This is a genomic window from Pseudoxanthomonas mexicana (assembly GCF_014397415.1).
Classification (GTDB): domain Bacteria; phylum Pseudomonadota; class Gammaproteobacteria; order Xanthomonadales; family Xanthomonadaceae; genus Pseudoxanthomonas_A; species Pseudoxanthomonas_A mexicana.
This window is the reverse complement of sequence record NZ_CP060731.1, coordinates 3,827,419-3,845,671: the sequence shown is the minus strand read 5'-3', so window position 1 is coordinate 3,845,671 and position 18,253 is coordinate 3,827,419. Positions and strand designations below refer to the sequence as shown.

Sequence of the window (18,253 nt, the reverse complement as noted above, 5' to 3'; positions counted from 1 at the left end):
GCACGGGATCGAGCGGAGGCAGCAGGCATGAAGCTGGACGGCACCGTACTGGGATTCGACGTGGGCGCCCGCCGCATCGGCGTGGCCGTGGGCAGCGCGTTCGGTACCGGCGCACGCGCACTGGCCGTCGTCGACGTGCACGGCCATGGGCCGGACTGGCCCGCCATCGACAGGCTGCATGCCGAATGGAAGCCCGACGGCCTGGTGGTGGGCGACCCGATGACGCTGGACGGCGGCGACCAGCCGATCCGCAAGCGCGCCCACGCCTTCGCCCGCGAACTGCGCGCGCGTTACCACCTGCCGGTGGTGCTGGTGGATGAGCGCACCAGCTCGGTCGAGGCGGCGCAACGCTTCGCCCTGGATCGCGCGGAAGGGCGCAAGCGCCGTCGCGATGCCGTCGCGCTGGATGCCGTGGCGGCCGCCGTCATCATCGAACGCTGGCTGGCCGCACCGCAGGACGCGACCCAGTTGACCTGACTCTTCCCCGAACTCACTCCATGACCCCACACCTCGATTCCGATGGACGCCTGCGCCACCTGCTGACCCTCGACGGCCTGCCGCGCGAGACCCTGTGCCGCCTGATCGACCGCGCCGGCCAGATCCGCGACGCGGCGCTGGGCCGCACGCCACGTCGGCAGGTGCTGGACGGCACCACCGTGTGCACGCTGTTCTTCGAGCCGTCCACGCGCACCCGCAGCTCGTTCCACATCGCCGCGCAGCGGCTGGGTGCGGACGTGCTGAACTTCGACGCGTCCACCTCGTCCACGCGCAAGGGCGAGACGGCGCGCGACACGCTGCGCAACCTGGAGGCGATGGGCGTGCGCGGCTTCATCGTCCGCCACGCCGAGGACGGTGCGGTCGCCGCGCTGGCGGCCGAAGCGGGCGAGGGCACCGCGCTGGTCAACGCCGGCGATGGCCGCAGCGCGCACCCGACGCAGGGCCTGCTGGACATGATGACCATCCGCCAGGCCAAGGGCGCGGACTTCTCGCGGCTGAAGATCCTGATGGTCGGCGACGTGAAGCACTCGCGCGTGGCGCGCTCGGACCTGCATGCGCTGCGCACCCTGGGCGCGGGCGTGATCCGCGTGTGCGGGCCGCAGTCGCTGCTGCCCGACGACGGCACGCTGTCGGGCTGCGAGATCGGACAGGACTTCGACGCGATGCTCGACGGCGTCGACGTGGTGATGATGCTGCGCCTGCAGCGCGAGCGCATGGAAGAAGGGCTGATCGCGTCGCTGGAGGCGTATCACCGCGACTATGGCCTGACGGCCGCACGCCTTAAGCGGGCCGCGAAGGATGCGGTGGTGCTGCACCCGGGTCCGATCAACCGCGGCGTGGAGATCACCGACGAGGTGGCCGACGGTCCGCAGTCGCTGGTGCTGCGCCAGGTGAGCAATGGCGTCGCCATCCGCATGGCGGTGCTGGAGATGCTGCTGGGCTGAGCCCAGGGATTCGCGATCGTTTTTCGCGATCCGGCCGCGCACTCCTGGGCGCGCCAGGGAAGCCGCCGTCATCCCGGCGAAAGCCGGGACACAGCGCCTTTGATGCTGCCGATGAAGTCGCTGTGTTCCGGCATTACCCGTCATTCGGCTGTCTGGAGCCGCCGGAATGACGATGCCGGGGCAGAGGGCGAAGCGGCCATCCACGCCTGCCCGTGCGCATCCCCGCGCGAGGCTCACCTCTCTACTGCCACCACCCGGTTCTTGCCGGCCTGCTTGGCCTGGTACATGGCCCGGTCGGCGCGCGCCAGCAGCTCGTCCTGCGATTCGCCCGGCACCCAGCGCGCCACGCCGGCACTGAAAGTCACCAGGATGCCCCGTCCCTCATGCAGCAGCGGCGAATGGGCCAGGCGCGCGCGCAGGCGCTCCAGCGTGCCCGTCGCCTCCAGGAAACTGGTGTCCGGCAGCAGCAGCACGAACTCCTCGCCGCCGAAGCGTGCGACGGCGTCGCTGGCGCGCAGGGTGGCGCGCGCCATGGCCACGACGTGGCACAGTGCGGCGTCGCCGCCCAGATGGCCATGCGCGGCGTTGATGTGGCGGAAGTCGTCCAGGTCCAGCAGCGCCAGGCTGAGGGTCTGGCCGCTGCGCAGCGCACGCACCGATTCGCGCTTGAACAGCTCGTCGAAGCCGCGCCGGTTCAGCGCTTCCGTCAGCTGGTCCACGCGCACCAGCGCCGAGACCGACTGCAGTTCGTCTTCCAGGCTGGCGACGCGCCGTTCGGCGGCTTCCACCTCGCGCCGCGCGTCCAGCAGGCTGTCGCGCGCGCGCAGGGCCTGCGCCTGCACCTGCGCGGTGTCGTCCAGGATGTCCTCCATCCGCTTGCCCAGTTCGGCGATGCTGCGGCTGTCGCGGATGGCCTGCGCATGGAAGGTGATGCGGTCGTGGAACTCGCCGGTGCTGCTGGCCATGCCGTCCAGCCGCTCCACGAAGGTCACCATCATCTCCTTCATCGAAGCCTTGGATTCGGCCAGGCCCTGCTTCAGCAGGCCCTGCTTGTAGATCACCTCGCGCAGGCCGGCGCGGGTCTGTTCCAGCGCGGTGCGGTCCAGGGGGCCGGCCAACAGCTGCCGCACCGCGCCGATCTGGTCCTGCAGCCAGCTGCCGTCCTCGATCAGCTCACCCACGTTCTCCAGCAGCAGGTCGAACAGGCTGCGCATCAGTTCCTGCGCATCGTTCACCTCGTGCGTGCGCAAGCCGACGAGGCGGCACAGTTCCTTCATGTCGGCGCCCAGCTCGTCCAGCGGCTGCGTGGGCTGCCACTGGCGCACGCGGTCGGCCAGCGCATGGGCCTGCGGCAGCAGGGTGGCGTCGTCGCGCAGCAGGTGTTCGATGCCGCCGGCCAGCACCTGATGCAGCAGGTCGCGCAGCTGCTCGGCCTCGCCGGACAACGGCTCGTCCTGGATCGTGCGGATGTATTTGTCGATCAGTTGCCGCAGGGCGCGGCCATAGCGGGGCCAGTCGGCGTCGGCATGCGCGGACTGCAGGCGCTCGCCCATGCCCTGGAGCTCGCCGGGCAGGCCGGCTACACCGTCCGCGAAGGCGGCCAGCAGCGGGCCCGGTTCCTCCGCGTGCGCGAACAGGGCCTGCAGCTGCACGCTGCTGATCGCCGGCCGCGACCGGGCGCCGCCCGTCGTGGCGAGTTCGCGCGAGGTCGACGCGGCGGCCTCGCGCCGACGCGACCAAAACCGGCGCAGGCTGCCAGAAATTCCGGAGTTGTCATCGGCCACGTCAGCCATACCAGTCGCTCGCACGGCGATGGGCGGGTGCCCACCGGCCACCAGGGGATGCCGGGTTATCGGCCGCAGGCGGCGCGGGTTGAGGGGATGTGCCGCGCGTGGTCCGTGCGGTCACCGGAAGCGTTACGCAGCGCGTCCCGCTGTCGGCGCCGTATCAGCCGGTGGCGGGGGGAAAGCGGACGAGGGCTTCCTCGATGATGGCCAGGTGGGCCAGGGCCTCGTCGTGACCGGCGCCGGCGGCGGCGCGGACCTGCTCCAGGGTCGGATGGGACACGATCAGCAGCAGGTTGCCGCACTGGCTGCAGGCGTAGTCGGTGACCGCGTCGTGCAGTTCCATGGCCATGGCGCGGCTGTCGCCCTGCCAGCCGCAGGGGCACGACAGCGTCCGGTCGCGCCAGCCGGCGGTGAAGTAGTCGGCGACCAGCTCCGCCACGTCAGCGGCCCCGACGCTGGGCAAACAGCCAGTCCCACATCGGGGCGTAGGCGTAGGTGGCGTCCCAGCTGTTGTGGTTGGCATCGGGGAACTCGGTGTAGCGCGCGTCGCGTGCGCCGGCGGCCTTCAGTGCGGCATCCATGCGGCGCGACTGGGACGGCGGCACCACGTCGTCCTTGCCGCCGTGGAAGATCCACACCGGCACGTCCTTCAGGCGTTGCGCGGCGGCGGCGAAGGGATCTGCAGCGCCCGCGACGCTGTGCACGTTCATGCTGGAACGGTCGCGTCCCCAGTCCACGGTGATGCCGCCGCACACCGGCACCAGCGCGGCGAAGCGGGTCGGCTGCTGCAGCGCCAGTTCCCATGTGCCATAGCCGCCCATCGACATGCCGGTCAGCGACACGCGGTCCGGATCGCCATCGAATTCGCGCAGCGCGGCATCCAGCGTGGCGAAGGCGATCGGGCCGGCGGTCTGTGTCCATTCGGTGTCTTCCGGTGCCTGTGGAAACACGACCAGCCCGGGGAAGGTGTCGGCATGCTGTCGCAGGTACGGACCCAGGCCCGCCATCGTCTGCTTCACGCCGTCGCTGCCGCGTTCGCCGGACCCATTGAGGAACAGCACGACCGGTGGCTTGCCACTGCGAAAACGCGCGGCGGGCACGAACACCTGGTAACGATAGGTCTTGCCTTCGAGCACGACTTCGCGCGAGACGAACTCGCCGGTCGGATTCATCGGGGGCGTCGTGGTGCAGGCGGTCATCAGGATCAGCAGCAGGCCCAGGCAGGCGGTGGCGAGAAGGCGCATGGCGATGGAGGTCAGGGGGCGACGATCGGCAGCATAACCCGAGGGGCACTGCGCAGCGCCGATGCTGACACGAGGCGTGCGTGTGTCAGCGTTCCGGGTCAGGCGGAGGCATGTCGTCACGCAGGCGGACGAAGCGGGCGAAACGCGGCAGGCCGGTCGAGGTGAGGCCGGTGTAGCGGTAGGTCACCCACGCGCCCAGCGGCGGTGGCGCCGCACGCTGCGCATCGGTGAAACCGGTGCCGATACGGAAGCGGCGTCCCTCCGACGTGCGTACCTGCAATGCGCCCATCATGCCCTGGTACTTGCCCTTGCCCGGCAGGTGCGCGACCACCTGTGCCTCCGCATCCTGGTGGGGCTTGTACTTGAGCAGGTCCTCGCTGCGTCCGGGGCGGTAGCGAGCGCTGCGTCGATGCAGCATCAAACCCTCGCCCCCGGCGGCGACCACGCGCGTCAGCTCGGCGTCCACTTCGGCGGCCGTCCCGAAGCGTCGCTGCGGGATCATCGCCAACTGCGGGTTGTCGGCGCCCGCAATCAAGGCACGCATGCGCACGACCCGTTCCGCGAAAGGCCGTGGATTTGCCGGCAGGTCGAATGCCATGAAACGCACGTATCGCCACGCCTGCGGGTCGGCTCGCACGCGCCTGACGGTGGCGCTGACCTCATCGAAGCGGCCACGCGCGATCCACAGTTCGCCGTCCATGGGGTCGGTCGGCCACCCACGCGTGAACGCAGCCGGCGCCGCGATCCGCGCGCCGCCGCGCGTCCACAGCGAGCGGCCATCCCAGCGGGCGCGCACGCCATCCAGTTTTTCGCTGACCAGGAAGTCCGGCACCGCCACGTGGCTGCGGTAGGGGGTAGCCAGCATCGGTTCCGGTGGACCTGCCGACAGCACGGGCCAGGCCAGCAGGCATAGCAGGGCGGTGAGAAGCAGACGCATGGCGGCGGACCGGACCGAGGAGGCCCCAGCGTCGTGCGCCACGTCAATGGACGGAATCGGCGCACATCGCGGCGATCTGTAGGAAAGCACCGCATGCAGCGGTCATTCGGGACGACACGCTCTGCGCGGGCAGGCCAGGGAAACGGAAGTAGCCTGCTTCGTGGAGCTCATGCCCTCATCCACCACCACGCGACCAACGCGGCGGCATGCAGTACGACCATCATCCAGAACACGGCGCGGTAGCCGGGCTTGCGCGATTTGTGCCGCAGCGTCTGCTGCGCGATCCAGGCGCCGGGCCAGCCGCCGGCGAGCTCCAGCAGGTGCAGGGTGGATTCGGACGTGCGCCAGCGACCGGTCTGCGCCGCATGCTTGTCCAGCGCATAGACAACGAAGGTGATCACCGACAGGACCAGCGGCACGAATACCGCTTGCAGCGGGAGCCGGTCAGTGCGGAAGGCCCAGGAGAGGAACAACCCATAGGCGATCATCGCCGCTGCGCCCACCACTGGAGATGCGGAATTGCGCGCGCGCCGGTGTCTCAAGACGAAAGCGAGTAGGGCTCGGTCGGGAGGTAGACCGTGATCGGTCGCGCCAATCCGAACCCCAACACGATCATCCCGGCCACATAGGTCAGCAGGGCGGTCCTGCTTCCCCGCAGATGGAGCAATCCGAACAGGATCAGGGTGGGTGGCATGAAAAGTCCGGCGAAGCCCCACAACACATGAGTATGGAATGCGTTGCGAAGCAGCCAGACCCAGCCTGTGAGCAGCAGGAAGATGGCGCTGCAGATCAGGATCAGGTGCAGGTTCAGTTGCATGGGCGAAGCCTTCCTTGAATCGCGATGGACAGAGGTGAAGTGCAGCGGTCAGTGCAGCAGGATCAGCGTCGCCAGACCCAGGAAGCAGAAGAAGCCCATTACATCGGTTACCGCGGTGACCACGACGGTGCCGGCGACGGCGGGGTCGATGTTCATGCGCTTGAGCAGCAGCGGCAGCAGCACGCCGGCGGTGGCGGCGGCGCAGAAGTTCAGCACCAGCGCCATGGCGATCACCAGCGACAGCATCGGGCTGCGGAACCACAGGAACGCGATCACGCCGACGATCCCGCCGATCAGCACGCCGTTGATCAGCGCCACGCGCAGTTCCTTCCACCACAGGATGCCGGCATTGCTTGAGCCCACCTGACCCAGGGCGAGGCCGCGCACCATCAGCGTCAGCACCTGCACCGCGGCGTTGCCGCCGATGCCGGCCACGATGGGCATCAGCACGGCCAGTGCGACGATCTTCTCGAGCGTGGCGTCGAACTCCTTGATGACCGTCGCCGCCATGAACGCGGTGAACAGGTTGATGCCCAGCCACACCACGCGGCCGCGCACGGCGCGCTTGACCGGCGAGAACAGGTCCTCGTCCTCGTCCAGGCCGGCGGCGCCCAGCGCCTGGTGCTCGGCCTGCTCGCGGATGATGTCCACCACGTCGTCGATGGTGATGCGGCCGAGCAGGATGTTGTTGTCGTCCACCACGGGCGCGGACACCCAGTCGTGGTCGGAGAACTGGCGCGCGACTTCCTGCGCGCTCTCGCCCACGTCGATGGCCGGCTGCTCGTCGTCGATCAGCCGGTTGATGGGCGTGGTGTCCTCGTGGGTCACCAGCGCGGCCAGCGGCACGCGGCCCAGGTACTGGTGGCGGCGGCTGACCACGTACAGGTGGTCGGTGTGGTCGGGCAGTTCGCCGCGCAGGCGCAGGTAGCGCAGCACCACGTCGACGTTGACGTCGGCGCGCACGGTGACCACGTCCGGGTTCATCAGGCGGCCGGCGGTGTCTTCCGGATACGACAGCACCTGCTCCAGCCGCTCGCGGTTCTCGCGGTCCATCGACTTGAGGACTTCGTCGATGACGGTGTCGGGCAGGTCCTCGACCAGGTCGGCGAGGTCGTCGATGTCCAGGTCTTCGACCGCGGCGACGATCTCGTCGGTGTCCATGTCCGCCAGCAGGCTTTCGCGCACCTCGTCGCCGACGTGCACCAGCACTTCGCCGTCGTCCTCCGGATCGACCAGGCCCCAGACGACTTCGCGCTTGCCGGGCGGCAGCGATTCCAGCAGGTTGCCGATCTCCGCGGGCGACAAGGTGTTGACCAGCCGGCGCACGGGCCCCAGCCGACCGCTGTCGAGCGCGTCGGAGAGCAGGCGCAACTGGCGTGCGGTCTTGTCGTGGCGGATGGTCTCGACCATTCGGTACTCCGGAATGGGGCCGATCCGTCAGGCGGATGCGACCGGGGCATCAAGCGTTCATGCCGCCATTATCGCCCGGGCTGCGCGTTATGGACACCCTGGAGACGGATGAGAAATGGGGCCGGATGTGGGAGCGACGTCAGTCGCGATGGGCCACCGGAAACGCCGCATCGCGACTGACGTCGCTCCCACAACGGTTATCTCAGTTGGCAGCGGCGGCCTTGAGCCAGCGCTCGATGCCGGCGCGGTCGCGCGCCTGCAGCAGTTTCGCGGCGCGGGACTGAAGGTCCGACAGGTCGCTGTCGCGGATCGCCTTGCGCAGTTCCAGCAGGGTCGCCGGATGCAGGCTGAACTCGCGCAGGCCCAGCGCCAGCAGCATCGGTGCGAGGGTGGCGTCGCCGGCCATTTCGCCGCACATCGCCACCGGCACCTTGTGCTCGGCGCCGATGCTGATCACATGGCGGAGCAGGCGCAGCACGCCGGGGTGCAGCGGCGAATAGAGTTCGCCCAGGGCCTCGTTGTTGCGGTCCGCCGCCAGCAGGTACTGGACCAGGTCGTTGGTGCCGATCGACACGAAGTCCACCACGTCCACGAAGCCGTGGAAGGCGATCGCGGCGGCGGGCACTTCGATCATCGCGCCCAGTTCGACATGCCCGGCGATCTCGTGGCCCTGCTTGCGCAACTGCAGCCCCGCACGACGCAGGCGGCGGCGCACTTCCAGCAGTTCCTCGCGCCCGCTGACCATCGGCACCAGGATGCGCACCGGTCCGTAGGCCGAGGCCCGCAGGATGGCGCGCAGTTGGGTGTCGAACACCTCCACGTGCGCCAGCGCCAGGCGCACGCCGCGCACGCCCAGCGCGGGATTGTCCTCGTCGCCGATGGCCAGTCCGGTGCGGTCGGCCTTGTCCGCGCCCAGGTCCAGCGTGCGGATCGTCACCGGCCGCCCACTCATGCCGAGCACCAGGTCGCGATAGACCTGGAACTGCTCGTCCTCGCCCGGCAGTTCGCGGCGCTGCAGGAACAGGAACTCGGTACGGTACAGCCCCACGCCGGCCGCGCCCAGGGCATGGGCCTTGGCCACATCCTCCAGCGACTCGGCATTGGCCCACAGGGCCACGTCGACGCCGTCGCGGGTGCGGCTGGGTTTTGAGCGCAGGCGACCGAGTTCGCGCTGCTCGCGGGCCGCATCGCGCAGGCGCTCGCGGTAGCGGCGCAGGTCGTCCGGGTCGGGATTGACCACCACTTCGCCGGTACTGCCGTCCACCAGCAGCACGTCGCCGTCGTTGATGCGCTGCAGGGCCTGCGCGTTGCCCACCACCAGCGGCAGGTGCAGGCTGCGCGCGAGGATGGCGCTGTGCGAGAGCGCGCTGCCGGCGGCCGTGACCACGGCGACGACGCCCTGTTGCTGGAGCTCGGCCAGTTCGGAGGGCGCCACGTTGTCGCTGACCAGGACCTCGCCGGCGACGCCGGGCGTATCGGTCGCACGCTGGTGCAGGTGCGCATGGATCCGTCCGATCACATGGTCCAGGTCGTCCATGCGGCTCTTGAGGTAGGCGTCGTCCATGCCGTCGAACACGGCGGCCAGGCGGTCGCGTTGCAGCCTCAGGGCGTAATCGGCGGTGTAGCGGCCGGCGCGGATCAGCTGGTCCAGGCCGTGCAGCAGTTCCGGGTCGTCCAGCAGCAGCGCGTGCAGGTCGAGGAACTCACCGACTTCCTGGGCCAGCGCTCCATGCAGGCGGGCGCGCAGGCTGTGCATCTCGCGGCGGGTGGCGTCGACGGCCTCGTGCAGCCGGGCCAGTTCGTCGTCGATCTGGTCCTGGCGGATGTGCTGCTCGGCTACATCCAGGACATGCGGCAACCGGACCCGTGCGCGCCCCAGCGCGCTGCCGCGCGACGCCCCGTGCCCCGGCAGCAGGGCCCTCAAGTCACGCGTCCTCGTCGAATCGTCGCTCGAACAGCGAGACGACTTCCTGCATCGCGGCGGCTTCGTCCTCGCCGTCGATGCGGACCGTCACCGGCGTGCCCTGGCCGGCCGCCAACAGCATGACGCCCATGATGCTTTTCGCGTTCACCTCGCGGCCCTTGGCTGCCAGCGTGGCATTGCAGCGGAAGCCGGACAGCGTCTGCACCAGCTTGGCGGTGGCGCGCGCGTGCAGTCCGAGGCGGTTGGAGATGGTGAGTTCGCGTTCAAGCATCGTCGTGAATGACTCCATTGCGTGCGCCGGCGGCGGCGATGGCCGGCAGTTCGTCCAGTCCCTGTTCCGAATAGTTCATCACCCGCAGCAGCATGGGCAGGCTCAGTGCCGAGACGCGCCGCACCGGCGTGCCCAGGCGGGCCAGCCGGCCCGCCAGGTTGCTGGGGCTGGCGCCGTACAGGTCGGTCAGCACCAGCACGCCGTCGCCGCTATCCACGCGCCGCAGCGCGGCGGACGCCTGCGGGAGCAGTGCCTCCAGGTCGGCGTCGAACGGCACCTCGAAGGCCTCCGCCTTCAGGGGCAGGTGCCGCAGCAGCGCGGTGGCGACCGCCAGGATCGCCGCGCCCACGCCGGGATGAGTCACAAGAAGAATGCCACAGGCCATGCCGGAACGTTAACAGACCGGCATGACGCGCTGGAAGCGGCGTGATTGGAACGGTAAGGATGGTCTGCCGTCCCGCCAGGCCCCGTGGAGCGGAGCTTGCTCGGCAGCTCTGCTGCCCGAGTCGGGAATCGTGAGCCGGTCAAGCCCGGCTGCACGACACCGGGGGTCAATCCAGTTCGCGGTGGAAGGTGGCGACTTCTTCCCAACCCTGGTCGCGCGCGTGCCGGGCCAGGGTTTCCGCCAGGTACACCGAGCGGTGCTTGCCACCGGTGCAGCCGAAGGCGATGGTCACGTAACTGCGGGTCTCGCCGCGCAGGCGCGGCAGCCAGGTGTCCAGGAAGCCGCTGACCTGGCCGACGTACTCGGCGACCTCCGGTTGGGCGTCGAGGAACGCGCGCACCTTCGGGTCGCGGCCGGCGTAGGGGCGCAGCTCCGGGTTCCAGTGCGGGTTGGGCAGCACCCGCGCGTCGAACACGAAGTCGGCGTCGGCCGGGACGCCGCGCTTGTAGGCGAAGGACTCGAACAGCAGCGACAGCTGGGTGCCCTTGTTGAAGGCGAACTCGGCGATGATCCGGCGCCGCAGCTGGTGCACGTTGAGCTGGGAGGTGTCGATGACGATGTCGGCTTCCGCGCGCAGCGGCGCGATGATGGCGCGCTCCTGGCGGATGGCTTCCTGCAGCGACAGCCCGCCATGCCCCAGCGGGTGGCGCCGGCGAGTGTCGGAATAGCGCCGCAGCAATACCTCGTCGCTGGCGTCGAAGAAGACCAGCCGGCCTTCGAGCCCCAGCTGGCTCAGCGCCGCGCGCCACTGCGCCAGTTTGGACAGGTCGTTGTGGCGGCTGCGCACGTCGATGCCCACGGCGATCTTGGGCGGCAGTTCGTCCTCGCGCACCAGGCTGCGCACGAACGAGGGCAGTAGGTCCACCGGCAGGTTGTCGACGCAGTAGTAGTCCAGGTCCTCGAAGGTCTTCAGCGCCACCGACTTGCCCGATCCGGACAGGCCGCTGACGATGACGACCGTGGGCGTGGGCGCGGGCGGGGGCGGCGTGCCGTTGTCCTCGTCTGCGACCTGCGGGGTAGCCGGATCGGTCATGGCGTGCTGCGCTCGAGCAGGTTGCTGTGGCGTGCGATGAACATCGCGGCCGGATCGATGCCCTTGGTGCGCAGGATGTGCAGCCGCGTGGCGGCTTCGGTCAGCACGGCCAGGTTGCGGCCGGGCATCACCGGCAGGGTGATCAGCGGCACGTCCAGGTCCAGCACGTGGCGGGTGCCTGAATCGCCGGTCAGCCGTTCGTAGCCGTGCGGGTTGGGTTCGGTCATCGGCCGGGTCAGGTGGACGATCAGGCGCAGGTACTTGTTCTTCTTCACGGCGGTGTCGCCGAACATCTCGCGCACGTTCAGCACGCCCAGGCCGCGCACCTCCAGCAGGTCCTGGAGCAGTTCGGGGCAGGTGCCGTCCAGCACGTCCGGCGCGATCTGGGTGAACTCGGGCGCATCGTCGGCCACCAGCCGATGGCCGCGGCTTAGCAGTTCCAGCGCCAGTTCGCTCTTGCCGGATCCGGCCTCGCCGGTGATCAGCACGCCGATGGAGTAGATCTCCATGAAGACGCCGTGCAACGTCACCCGTGGCGCCAGCGTGCGCGCGAGGTGGTAGGAGAGGTGGTTGAGCAGTTCATGACCGCGCTTGGGCGACACCCACAGCGGCGTGTCGTTCTCGTTGGCGGCCTCGCGCAGGTCCTCGGGGCACGACTGGTTCTTGCTGATCACCAGCGCCAGCGGCCTGGCCTGCACGATCTTCTCGATGGTTTCCCAGCGCTGGCGGGAATCCAGCGAGTCGAGCCAGGTCAGTTCCTCGGTGCCGAGGATCTGCACCTTGTTGGGGTAGACGGCATTGAGGTAACCGGCCAGCGACGGGCGCCGCGACACGGTGTCGCCGGATTCCAGCACGCGCTTGTCGCCCTTCTGTCCCGCCAGCCAGCGCAGGGCCAGCTTGTCCTTCTGCTGGTCGAACAGTTCACGGGCGGTGATGCTGGTATTCATCATGCGGAAGCAGCCGGCGGAAAGGGAGATGCCGGCCCGGAAGGCGGCGTATGCCAGTGTAATGGCCCGTTCGCGACCGCGCGACCGCGCGGAGCCTGATCGCGCGCGGCGTCGGGACAGGACGTGGGGGCCGCCCCGCAGTGCGGAGCGGCCTGCCGGGGCATCACCCGGCGCGGTGGTCAGCCGATCAGTTCGCTGCGCGCGCCTGCGCGCTGCACGTCGGTGCGCTTTTCCTTGTGCTTGACCAGCAGGCGGTCCAGCTTGTCGGCGAGGATGTCGATGGCGGCATACATGGTCTGCGCGCCGGCATCGGCATGCAGGGTGCGACCGGCGATGTTGACCGTGGCTTCGGCCAGGTAGTCGGGCTTGCGGGTACCCAGTTGCGTACGGACTTCGAAGGGTTGTTCGAAGTGGCGCTCCAGCCGCTTCAGTTTGGTCTCGACGTATTCACGCAGGGCGGGAGTGACTTCGATTTCGTGGCCGTAAGTCTCGATACGCATGTGTGCCTCCTTCGGTCGGTAGAACCGCGCACGGGGCGCGGAAAGCGTGTCAGCAATGACAACGCGGCAGGGGTCTGGGTTCCGCAGTGCTCCTTAGTGCCGGTGGCGATGGCAGGCGGGTGCCTGCAGGACAAAGATGGACCCGTCCGCGGCAACTATCAACCCGTACGCATGCGCTTTTTTTGCGGTCGCGTCGAGGTGTTAGGAAAACGTTCTGCGCGTGTGGAACGCGGTCACGCTTGGTCTCGCGAAACGGCGCGAGGCTCAGGCGATGCGCAGGCGTTCGTGCGAAGACAGGATGTTCAGCGCCTCGCGGTACTTGGCCACCGTGCGCCGCGCCACCGGGATGCCGGAGGCCTTCAGCAGCTCGGCCAGCTTCGCGTCGGACAGCGGCTTGCGCGGGTTCTCGTTCTCGACCAGGCGCCGGATCATCGCCTGGATGGCGGTGCTGGAGGCTTCGCCGCCCCCGTCGGTGTCGATGCCGGACGCGAAGAAGGCGCGCATGGGCAGGGTGCCTCGCGGGGTCCTGACGTACTTGCGCGCGATGGCGCGCGAGACCGTCGATTCGTGCAGGCCGACCTGTTCGGCGACATCGCGCAGCGTGAGCGGACGCAGCGCCTGTTCGCCGAACTCGAGGAACCCGGCCTGCTGGTGCAGCAGGCAGCGCATCACCTTGAGCAGCGTCTCACCCCGCGCCTCGACGCTCTTGAGCAGCCAGCGCGCTTCCTGCAGCTGCGCCTTCAGGTAGCCGGCATCGCTGTCGCCGCACTGCCGGATCATCTGCTCGTAGCCGCGGTGGATGGTGATGCGCGGCAGGGTGTTGCCGGCCAGTGCTGCGCGCCACACGCCGCGCTGGCGCCACACCACGCAGTCCGGCACCACGTAGGTGTCGTGCGACAGGTCGCCGATCTGCGCGCCGGGCTTGGGGTCCAGGGTGCGCAATAGGTGCACCGCTTCTTCCACCTCGGCGAGGGGGCGCTTCAGTTCCTGGGCGATGCCGGCCACGCCGCTGCGCGGCAGGCGCTCCAGTGCGGTCTCGGCGATCGTCAGCGCCAGCGCCTTGCCCGGCGTGTCGTCGCCGAGCACCGACAACTGCAGCTGCAGGCACTCGCCCAGCGAGCGGGCGGCCACGCCGACGGGGTCGAAGCGCTGCACCTGGTGCAGCACGACAAGGATGTCCTCTTCCGCGGCCTCGATCTCCGGCCGCAGGGTCTGGGCGATCCCGGACAGGGGTTCGCGCAGGTAGCCGTCGTCTTCCAGCGCATCGATCAGTGCGGCGCCGATGCGGCGGTCGCGCGCGGAGAGGTGCGACAGGTGCAGCTGCCACAGCAGGTGGCCGTGCAGCGTATCGGCTTCGGCCACGCGCTCGGCGGGGCTGCCGCCGTCGTCGTCGTCGAACGAGCCTCCGCCGCCGGACGATGTCCAGGGCCCTTCGTCCGGCGACCAGTCGTCGGGCTCGCCGGCGGCTACCCGTTCGTGGTCCTGTTCGTGGTCCTGTTCGTCCTGGGCCTGTGCGCGCTCGTCACGCGGGTCTTCTCCCGGAGGGGGCGCGTCGTCGGCACCGCGCGGCGGGCCCGCATCCTCGCCGGGTTCGCTCCAGTCCAGCAGGGGGTTGGTTTCCACCGCCTCGGTCAGCTCGATCTCGAGTTCGGCGGTGGACATCTGCAGCAGTCGGATGGCCTGACGCAGCTGCGGCGTCATGACCAGATGCTGTCCCAGCGATGTCTGCAGGCGTGGCTTCATTCCCGACCTTGGAAACCCGTAGGCGGCCAATGCCGCCGGCGGGGATCACAGGCGGAAGGTTTCGCCCAGATAGACCCGTCGTACGTCCGGATTGGCCAGCAACGCGTCCGGGGCCCCCTGCGCCAGAACGCTACCGGCATTGAGGATATACGCCCGGTCGCAGATTCCCAAGGTTTCGCGCACGTTGTGGTCGGTGATCAACACGCCGATGCCGCGGTTCTTGAGGTGTTTCACGATGCGCTGGATTTCGCCTACCGAGATTGGGTCGACGCCGGCGAAGGGCTCGTCCAGCAGCATCAGGCGTGGGCGGGCGGCGAGGGCGCGGGCGATCTCCACGCGCCGGCGCTCGCCGCCGGACAGGCTGGCACCCAGCTGGTCGGCGACATGGGTGACCTGCAGTTCGTCCAGCAGCGAGGCCAGTTCGCGGTCGATGCCGGCCGCATCCAGGTCCTCGCGCAGTTCCAGCACCAGGCGGATGTTGTCGGCCACGCTGAGCTTGCGGAACACGGAGGGCTCCTGCGGCAGGTAACCCACACCGAGCTTGGCGCGCTGGTACATGGGCTGGGCGGTGATGTCCTGGCCGTCCAGTTCGATCGTGCCGGCGTCCGCGGCCACCAGGCCGACGATCATGTAGAAGCAGGTGGTCTTGCCGGCGCCGTTCGGGCCCAGCAGGCCGACCACTTCGCCCGGCTGCAGGGTCAGGCCGAAGTCGGCGACGACTTCGCGCTGCTTGTAGCGCTTGCGCAGGCCCTTGGCGGTCAACATCAGTTCTTGCCCTGCGCGGGTTGCGCCGACTTGGGCTGGATGACGGTGCGCACGCGGGTGCCGTCGCCGCCGCTCTGCATGTTCCCGCTCTTGGTGTTGTAGACCATGCGCTGGCCGCTGTTGGAGCCGCGATCGGACTTGACCGTGTAGTTGCCGATGAAGGTGATGGTCTCGGTCTTCATGTCGTATTCGACGCGGTCGGCCTGCGCATCCATCCAGGTGCCGTCGTCCATCTGCTGCTTCATCTTCACCTGTTTGCCGGTGAAGACCGAGCGCGAGACCTCGCCGTCGGCCATGTAGATCTCGGCGGCCGCCGAGCGGATCTCCAGCGTGCCCTGGGTGACCACCACGCCGCCACCGAGCACGGTCTTGCCGTTGCCTTCCATGTTGCCGGACTGGCTGCCGGAGTCGATGGTCATGGCCTGGTTGCGGTCGGAGGACTTGGCCACAACGTCCGCAACGGGCAGCAGGAGCAGCAGCGCGGCACTAGCGAGCAGAGCGCGGTTCATAGATGGATCTCACCTGGGATTTGAATTGGTAGTCCTTGGTCTTGAGGTTGGCCTCAAAACCGCGCCCGCTGAGTCTAGAGCCGGGCTGGGTGACCGTCACCACGTCGTCGGTCATGGCCAGGTCGCGGTCGGGGAAGACGTTCAGCGTCTGCGTACGGAAATCCGCCTTGCGCGCGCCGCCGGCGGGGGACGTGCCATGCACATCGCCCTGCAGCCTCAGTTCTTCGCCCTTGGCGCTGAGCCAGCCGGTCCTGGAGCGCAGCTCCCACGAGCGGCCCGCCTCTTCCGGCAGCAGGAACAGCGGGGTGGTGATGGTGTAGGTCTGGTCCTGGGGATTGCGTTCCATCAGGGGCGCGCGTACGGCCACCGCCTCCCGGCCGTCACCGTTGAGGGCGATCATCTCGAAATCGCGCATCACGTAGTCGGAGCGGTCGACGACGACTCGGCCGGGCGCAGACACGTCGCGATTCTTCCAGGCCGACCAGCCGCTCAGGATGGCCGCCAGCAGCAGCACAAGGCCCAGCGTGGTGCGCCAGCTCATGCGGTACCGCCTTCGAAGAGGGGGGCGTGGCCCTGCGTCCCCAGCAGCAGGTCGCAGGCCTCGCGAGCGGCGCCCTGGCCGCCACGCCGACGCGTACGCCAGTGCGCGTACTGCGCCGTCCAGGGGTGGGCGTCGGCAGGGGCGATCGCCAGCCCTACTTCACGGAACGCAGGGACATCCGGCAGGTCGTCGCCCATGAAGGCCACCTGCTCCATGCCCAAGCCCAGGCCGGCGCCCAGTTCGCGCACCCTGGCCAGCTTGTCCTTGACGCCGGTGAACACCTGTACCCCCAGCTCGCGGCCGCGCGCCACCGCCACGGTGCCGCCACGCGCGGTGATGAAGGCTACCTCGATGCCGGCGCGCTTCAGCAGCACCAGGCCCTGGCCGTCCTGCACGTGGAAGGTCTTCTGTTCGCGCCCTTCGCTGTCCAGGTAGAGGCGCCCGTCGGTGAGCGTGCCGTCCACGTCGAAGCACGCCAGCCGGATGCGCGCGGCACGGGCCAGCACGTCGTCGGTCAGGTCGTGGAGGTGGCTCAGGGGCATGGGGACAGGATGGGTGGCGGAAGGAGGGACGGCAAGGGCATGAGGCGGCAAGCCCCGCGGTTACACCACGCGGGCACGCAACAGGTCGTGAATGTTGAGGGCGCCGACGGGGCGCTGTTCATCGTCGACCACGATCAGGCCGCTGATCTTGTGGGTTTCCATCAGGCGCGCGGCCTCCACGGCCAGTTGGTCGGCGCCGATGGTCTTCGGCTGGCGCGTCATCACGTCGGCGATGCGTGCCGTGCGCACGTCCAGCGCCGGATTGTCCAGCGTGCGGCGCAGGTCGCCGTCGGTAAAAAGACCGGCCAGGCGACCGTCGCCATCGACGATGGCGGTCATGCCAAGGCGCTTGCGGCTCATCTCGACCAGGGCCTGGCTGAGGGTCGCGCCCACGTCCACGCGCGGCACGTCGTCGCCGGCGTGCATCACGTCGGTGATGTGCAGCAGCAGGCGGCGCCCAAGGCTGCCGGCGGGGTGCGAGCGGGCGAAATCGTCGGCAGTGAAGCCGCGGGCGTCCAGCAGCGCCACGGCCAGCGCATCCCCCATCGCCAGCGAGGCGGTGGTGCTGCTGGTGGGCGCCAGGTCGAGCGGGCACGCTTCGGCCGGGACGCTGACATCCAGGTGGAGGTCGCTTTCGCGCGCCAGCGTGGACTGCGGGCGGCCGGTCATGGCGATGACGGTATTGCCCTGGCGCTTGAGCACCGGCAGCAGCATCAGCACTTCGTCCGACTCGCCCGAGTACGACAGCGCCAGCACGACGTCCGCATCGGTGATCATGCCCAGGTCGCCGTGGCCGGCTTCCCCCGGATGGACGTAGAAGGCGGGCGTGCCCGTCGAGGCCAGCGTCGCCGCGATCTTGCGCGCCACATGGCCGGACTTGCCCATGCCGGTGCAGACCACGCGGCCCCGGCCGGCAAGGATGGCCTGGCAGGCGGCCGAGAACGAACCGTCGATGCGGGCGGCCAGCGCGTCCAGCGCACGCGCCTCGATCTCGATGACCCGACGGCCGCTGGCCGCCAGGCTGGCAGGCGAGACGGACGGGGTCAGGGGGGAGGGCTGGGGCATGCGGGCGGGGCGCCGACGGGTAGAATGGCCGGGTATTTTATTAGGAAAGCCCGTTGGACGCCGAAACCATCCGTAAACTGATCGAATCCGGCCTGCCGGGCGCCCGCGCGGACGTGCAGGGCGATGACGGCGTGCACTTCGAGGCCACGGTGGTGGCCGAGGCCTTCCGCGGCAAGCTGCCGCTGGCCCGCCACCGCATGGTCTACGCCACGCTGGGCGACCTGATGGGCGGCGCGATCCATGCGCTACAGCTCAAGACCGTAACGCCCGACGAGTCCGGCGCCGCCCGCTGAGGCGCGACGCCACCGATCCACGTCGTACCGCACTCCAA

The 18,253-nt window shown here is 69.3% G+C and carries 22 protein-coding genes; 3 read left to right on the top strand and 19 right to left on the bottom strand.

Annotated features, from left to right (window positions below; all coding sequences use genetic code 11):
- The first annotated feature begins 27 nt into the window (after nt 1-27).
- Together ruvX and IAE60_RS18035 are read left to right on the top strand one after the other, a co-directional pair.
- Entirely contained in the window at nt 28-477 is a 450-nt protein-coding gene (ruvX, locus tag IAE60_RS18040; RefSeq protein ID WP_162110448.1) for a Holliday junction resolvase RuvX, read from the top strand.
- Between the two features lie 20 nt (nt 478-497).
- Nucleotides 498-1,442, top strand: coding sequence for an aspartate carbamoyltransferase catalytic subunit (locus tag IAE60_RS18035; protein WP_187573284.1), 945 nt, complete (start codon nt 498-500; stop codon nt 1,440-1,442).
- Nucleotides 1,443-1,675: 233 nt separating this feature from the next.
- On the opposite strand, the gene IAE60_RS18030 is transcribed toward IAE60_RS18035, so the two are convergent.
- The 19 genes from IAE60_RS18030 to IAE60_RS17940 form a co-directional block, all read right to left on the bottom strand.
- The gene (locus tag IAE60_RS18030) at nt 1,676-3,235 is read right to left on the bottom strand and encodes a GGDEF domain-containing protein (RefSeq protein ID WP_187573283.1); all 1,560 of its coding nucleotides are present in this window, start codon (nt 3,233-3,235) and stop codon (nt 1,676-1,678) included.
- 154 nt (nt 3,236-3,389) lie between these two features.
- Nucleotides 3,390-3,668 (bottom strand): hypothetical protein, encoded by a 279-nt coding sequence (locus IAE60_RS18025; RefSeq protein ID WP_162110451.1) that lies wholly within the window; start codon nt 3,666-3,668, stop codon nt 3,390-3,392.
- Between the two features lies 1 nt (nt 3,669).
- Entirely contained in the window at nt 3,670-4,473 is an 804-nt protein-coding gene (locus IAE60_RS18020; RefSeq protein ID WP_244966609.1) for a carboxylesterase family protein, read from the bottom strand.
- A gap of 85 nt (nt 4,474-4,558) precedes the next feature.
- Nucleotides 4,559-5,410 carry a DNA ligase gene (locus IAE60_RS18015; protein ID WP_187573282.1) on the bottom strand — a complete coding sequence of 284 codons (852 nt, stop codon included), beginning with the start codon at nt 5,408-5,410 and terminating at the stop codon, nt 4,559-4,561.
- Nucleotides 5,411-5,577: 167 nt separating this feature from the next.
- Nucleotides 5,578-5,952: a DUF1294 domain-containing protein gene (locus tag IAE60_RS18010; RefSeq protein ID WP_222937162.1), complete on the bottom strand. Its 375-nt coding sequence runs from the start codon at nt 5,950-5,952 to the stop codon at nt 5,578-5,580.
- On the bottom strand, nt 5,949-6,227 hold the full coding sequence (locus tag IAE60_RS18005; RefSeq protein ID WP_187573281.1) for a hypothetical protein: 279 nt from the start codon (nt 6,225-6,227) through the stop codon (nt 5,949-5,951). The genes IAE60_RS18010 and IAE60_RS18005 overlap by 4 nt, the downstream gene beginning before the upstream one ends.
- 48 nt (nt 6,228-6,275) lie before the next feature.
- On the bottom strand, nt 6,276-7,637 hold the full coding sequence (gene mgtE, locus IAE60_RS18000; RefSeq protein WP_187573280.1) for a magnesium transporter: 1,362 nt from the start codon (nt 7,635-7,637) through the stop codon (nt 6,276-6,278).
- Between the two features lie 202 nt (nt 7,638-7,839).
- Nucleotides 7,840-9,561, bottom strand: a complete 1,722-nt coding sequence (gene ptsP, locus IAE60_RS17995; RefSeq protein WP_187573279.1) for a phosphoenolpyruvate--protein phosphotransferase — start codon at nt 9,559-9,561, stop codon at nt 7,840-7,842.
- Nucleotide 9,562: 1 nt separating this feature from the next.
- Entirely contained in the window at nt 9,563-9,832 is a 270-nt protein-coding gene (locus IAE60_RS17990) for an HPr family phosphocarrier protein (RefSeq protein ID WP_162110456.1), read from the bottom strand.
- Nucleotides 9,825-10,217, bottom strand: coding sequence for a PTS sugar transporter subunit IIA (locus IAE60_RS17985; RefSeq protein ID WP_187573278.1), 393 nt, complete (start codon nt 10,215-10,217; stop codon nt 9,825-9,827). Before IAE60_RS17985 ends, IAE60_RS17990 begins: the two co-directional genes overlap by 8 nt.
- Before the next feature lie 166 nt (nt 10,218-10,383).
- Nucleotides 10,384-11,310, bottom strand: coding sequence for an RNase adapter RapZ (gene rapZ / locus IAE60_RS17980; protein WP_187573277.1), 927 nt, complete (start codon nt 11,308-11,310; stop codon nt 10,384-10,386).
- Nucleotides 11,307-12,257 carry an HPr(Ser) kinase/phosphatase gene (gene hprK, locus IAE60_RS17975; RefSeq protein ID WP_162110471.1) on the bottom strand — a complete coding sequence of 317 codons (951 nt, stop codon included), beginning with the start codon at nt 12,255-12,257 and terminating at the stop codon, nt 11,307-11,309. Before hprK ends, rapZ begins: the two co-directional genes overlap by 4 nt.
- Before the next feature lie 179 nt (nt 12,258-12,436).
- A complete protein-coding gene (gene hpf / locus IAE60_RS17970; RefSeq protein ID WP_162110459.1) occupies nt 12,437-12,757 on the bottom strand; it encodes a ribosome hibernation-promoting factor, HPF/YfiA family in 321 nt (106 codons plus the stop codon).
- A gap of 264 nt (nt 12,758-13,021) precedes the next feature.
- Entirely contained in the window at nt 13,022-14,500 is a 1,479-nt protein-coding gene (locus IAE60_RS17965; protein WP_187573276.1) for an RNA polymerase factor sigma-54, read from the bottom strand.
- 45 nt (nt 14,501-14,545) lie between these two features.
- Complete coding sequence (gene lptB, locus IAE60_RS17960; RefSeq protein WP_187573275.1) at nt 14,546-15,265, bottom strand: LPS export ABC transporter ATP-binding protein; 720 nt, start codon at nt 15,263-15,265, stop codon at nt 14,546-14,548.
- Nucleotides 15,265-15,774 (bottom strand): lipopolysaccharide transport periplasmic protein LptA, encoded by a 510-nt coding sequence (gene lptA / locus IAE60_RS17955; protein WP_187573274.1) that lies wholly within the window; start codon nt 15,772-15,774, stop codon nt 15,265-15,267. The genes lptB and lptA overlap by 1 nt, the downstream gene beginning before the upstream one ends.
- Nucleotides 15,752-16,315 carry an LPS export ABC transporter periplasmic protein LptC gene (gene lptC / locus IAE60_RS17950; protein ID WP_187573273.1) on the bottom strand — a complete coding sequence of 188 codons (564 nt, stop codon included), beginning with the start codon at nt 16,313-16,315 and terminating at the stop codon, nt 15,752-15,754. Before lptC ends, lptA begins: the two co-directional genes overlap by 23 nt.
- Nucleotides 16,312-16,857: a KdsC family phosphatase gene (locus IAE60_RS17945; RefSeq protein ID WP_187573272.1), complete on the bottom strand. Its 546-nt coding sequence runs from the start codon at nt 16,855-16,857 to the stop codon at nt 16,312-16,314. Before IAE60_RS17945 ends, lptC begins: the two co-directional genes overlap by 4 nt.
- A gap of 60 nt (nt 16,858-16,917) precedes the next feature.
- Nucleotides 16,918-17,922 (bottom strand): KpsF/GutQ family sugar-phosphate isomerase, encoded by a 1,005-nt coding sequence (locus IAE60_RS17940; RefSeq protein ID WP_187573271.1) that lies wholly within the window; start codon nt 17,920-17,922, stop codon nt 16,918-16,920.
- 53 nt (nt 17,923-17,975) lie between these two features.
- Between IAE60_RS17940 and IAE60_RS17935 the strand changes: the two genes are divergently transcribed.
- Nucleotides 17,976-18,215, top strand: coding sequence for a BolA family protein (locus IAE60_RS17935; protein WP_187573270.1), 240 nt, complete (start codon nt 17,976-17,978; stop codon nt 18,213-18,215).
- The last annotated feature ends 38 nt before the right edge of the window (nt 18,216-18,253 follow it).